Source organism: Microcoleus sp. Pol12B4 (assembly GCF_036701385.1).
Classification (GTDB): domain Bacteria; phylum Cyanobacteriota; class Cyanobacteriia; order Cyanobacteriales; family Microcoleaceae; genus Microcoleus.
Genome location: NZ_JAUBQR010000367.1, coordinates 1 through 3296 on the forward strand (window position 1 = coordinate 1; position 3296 = coordinate 3296).

General features: G+C 46.4%; 2 protein-coding genes. One reads left to right on the forward strand and one right to left on the reverse strand.

Translation table 11 applies throughout. From position 1 onward, the window contains the following. Positions 1-2357: GAF domain-containing protein (locus QUA38_RS28120; protein WP_333167685.1), on the reverse strand; the 2357-nt coding region annotated here is incomplete at its 3' end. A gap of 538 nt (positions 2358-2895) precedes the next feature. Between QUA38_RS28120 and QUA38_RS28125 the strand changes: the two genes are divergently transcribed. Continuing rightward, positions 2896-3296 (forward strand): calcium-binding protein (locus QUA38_RS28125; protein WP_445305128.1); only part of this gene is annotated, 401 nt, incomplete at its 3' end.

A 3296-nucleotide genomic window follows, 5' to 3' on the forward strand; every position in this document is an offset into this window, starting at 1 on the left:
ATAGTAGAAATAGATTCCGGTTCAGGCAAAATACGCACGCGGGCGAATTTTAAACCGCTGACTCCTTGTTGTGATTCTACCATGCCCGTCTGAACTTTGGACTCTACCCAACCTTCGCGAGACAAGTAGCGCAAGTATTGCTGATATTCTTCCCACTCCTCCTCGGTGGAATAAACAACAGTCAACATCCCTGACTGGGTAATTCGCTCTTGTGCATCTTTGTCCACGGCTTTTTCAATCCGCTTTTTGACAAGTTCGTAGCGGATGTCGCGAGTGCCTTTGACATCAAACATTTTTTCGGTATTTTCGTTGTGAAAAATGTCGATCGTGGTATTCTGCACTAAGACTAAATGTGCGAGTTCCATGTTAATTTGAGACTCGGCTTGCAGGCGAAAAATTGTGCGACCGCAGTCGCAAATTGCTCGCAGTTGTTCATACCGCAAACTGTGCAGGTGAAACTGGCTAAATTTAGGATCGATCGCTTTTCCTACATAAATCATGTGATCCATGCCATCGGTGCATTCGATGTCGCAGTAGTGGGGCAAAATTTGCTGCATTTTTTCTTGCCAGCGGGCCCAAGTTTCTTGGAGTTTGGTGCTGATTAAGTTCAGCATTTGGTCGTAGCGGTTGCGATCGCTGTAAACGCAGTTATGTTCATTTTCACAGGCTGCCTGGTAAGCTTTAACAGCTTCCTGAACCTTGGGCCCGCACTGCACAAAATAGTCAAAATATACTTCTAAATGCTCGTTTAAATACTCGGCGGCTCGCACCTCCATATCGACTGTTACTTTTTGTTTTAAATGCTGGATGTAGTCGAGCAAGTCGAGCCGCAGTTGCTCGCCGAGGTGGGTAGTTTGTGTTTGGCAAACAGCATCAGCTATGACTAAAGCTAAGCGAAATTGTTCCAGCAAATCAGTTTGAATGGCTCGGTTTCTTTCGTCGCTAGAACCGCGAATGTCCGAAATTCCGTACAGCGGATGAACGTCAGCAAATACGATTGTTTCTGGAGGTAGTCCCCAACTTCGCCTTTCTGCTTCTTGGGCGAACCGCCACTCGACTGCGGGGTGGATGTTGTGAATGTGGGTAAACCGCTCCTGGATGGCTTGCCGCAGGGCTGCAATGAAGGCGGGAATGAGCTCTTGGGCGTGTTGAGCGTCAATGCCGTTAAAGTGATTGGGCCGATCGCACAACAGCCCCACGACTCCCAAAATCCGCTGCCCGCACCCCTCACGGGTGACGGATTTGACTACCAGGGGCACCAGCAGCATCGATCGAGTTCCCATTCTCCGCAAAGTTCGATCGCACTCGGTTTCGCACTCCCTACGCAAGTCTGGCACATTCCAAACTTGATTTGCTGCTGTGGCCTTCAAAAAGTTAGAAGCTTCTAGGGAGTGCATTGAATAAAGAATCGGCTGCAAATGTTGACCGTCTTTTGCAACTAATAGCTGTACCTGATCGCCGTCGGGGCGCAGCAACAAAGTGCCGTCAGCATTGAAGAGCGATCGCAAACACCGATCGATTTTCTCAAATTTGTCTGGCCGCAGCATCGAATCTTGATCGATCAATAACTGAGTCAGCCGCCGAATTTGCTCCTGCACAGTGACATCAAAACCTTCTAGCAGCAGCAAACCTTCTACGCGATAATTATCCAACTGCAATCTATCGGCTAAATTTTCCAGTTGATTCGGCTGCATCAGCCAAGCTTCCCGTTCCGCAACAGGCATTAATCTTAAAGAAATATCCGCAAATTCATCTATTTTTGAGTCAATTCGAGTAATTTTTAACTGTTCCGAACCCAGCCAAAATTCTATAAATCTGGGCTCTCGGTGTTTGGGTTTTTTTACACTCGCCGTGACAGGTTCGTCTAGCACCCGCAAACCGTCGATGTCAATTTGATAATATTGCTTAAATACCCAGTGCAAAAGATGGCGGTGGTACAATTGTTCTACTGTTTTGCCGTCCCCATCCTCGAACAGTTGCAGCAGAGTGATGTCGGTTTCTGCAAACAAACCGTTGGTAGATTTAGTTGCCAAGGACGTTTCCTCCCAACCTGCCCAGCGGCAAAATGCTGCGTTAGCGTACCGCAGGGCAAAAGTTCCTGGTTGCATTACTGCGATTAAAACGCGGCGGTCGCCGAGAAATTGAAACAATCGCTGTAAATCTTGTTTCCACGTTTTCAAGAGTTCAATTTCAGAAGATTGACTGGGTACTTGGCCCGCCAAAGCTTCCAGTAGCTGTTCTATACTTGGTTCGCTGGGCAGATTGTTACTGTCTTGCTTTGTTGGGACGATATCTGTCGCTGGCAGTGATTTTACGGAGTTGTTGTTTTGATGGGAAGACGATTTAGGAGTAGACATGAGTAAAACACCTGAAAGCAGTGGATTTTGCCAAAAAATATTAGCGATCGGCGATTATGGCTTTGTAAAGAACTTAGATCCTGTTTGTAAAGTTTGTGTATGGGTATGGGAAACTGGGTTTTTTCTCGGACGATGGGCCCAGGGACTTTTACTTTTATTCACAAACAACCTCTCAGTCTCGACGTTATAGGTGATATTAACGTGTTTACCGCCTGGGGGGTAACACCCATTATAAGCGGTACACAGTAGCGGATAGTGTCAGCAACTAATGCTATTTGACTATGATGCGAGATCTAGAGCAGGTTTGGGTTGAATGAAGCACAGCCCTGGTAATTGGGAATTGGGAACTGGGAATTGATAGCTTATACGCTCGCGTAGGCGAAGTATTGGTAATTGTAATTAACTATAGACCAGCAGGTTGCTTGTAATTAATTGAGGAAATAAAAGTTGCGATCAAAATTCAAACATCCTTGCTATTTGGCAATGGAATAATTAAAATGTATAATACAGGTAGCAGGATTTTTTAAAGGACATAGTTATGGCTTTAACGGTTAACAATCTTATCAGCGATGTGGCAGGATTTCCTGTATTTGCTGGCGGCGGGCCACGTCTTTTAGCATTCGCTACACCCGATGAGATTAACGTAGGGAATGGAAATTTGTCCTCTTTTCCCTGGGGAGTTTGGGGACTTGATGGCAACGATACTATAGGAGGTTCATCGGATTCCAACGAACGTCTGTTAGGAAATAATGGCAATGATATTATCGGTGGTGGCGGCGGAAATGACATAATTTACGGCGGGAAAGATGACGATCGCCTGGATGGAAATGATGGCAACGACGTAGTTAGGGGCGACGCCGGAAATGACCTGATCTTCGGAGGGTTCGGGAACGATATCCTGCGGGGAGGGCAAGGAGACGACGATTTAGAAGGCAATGA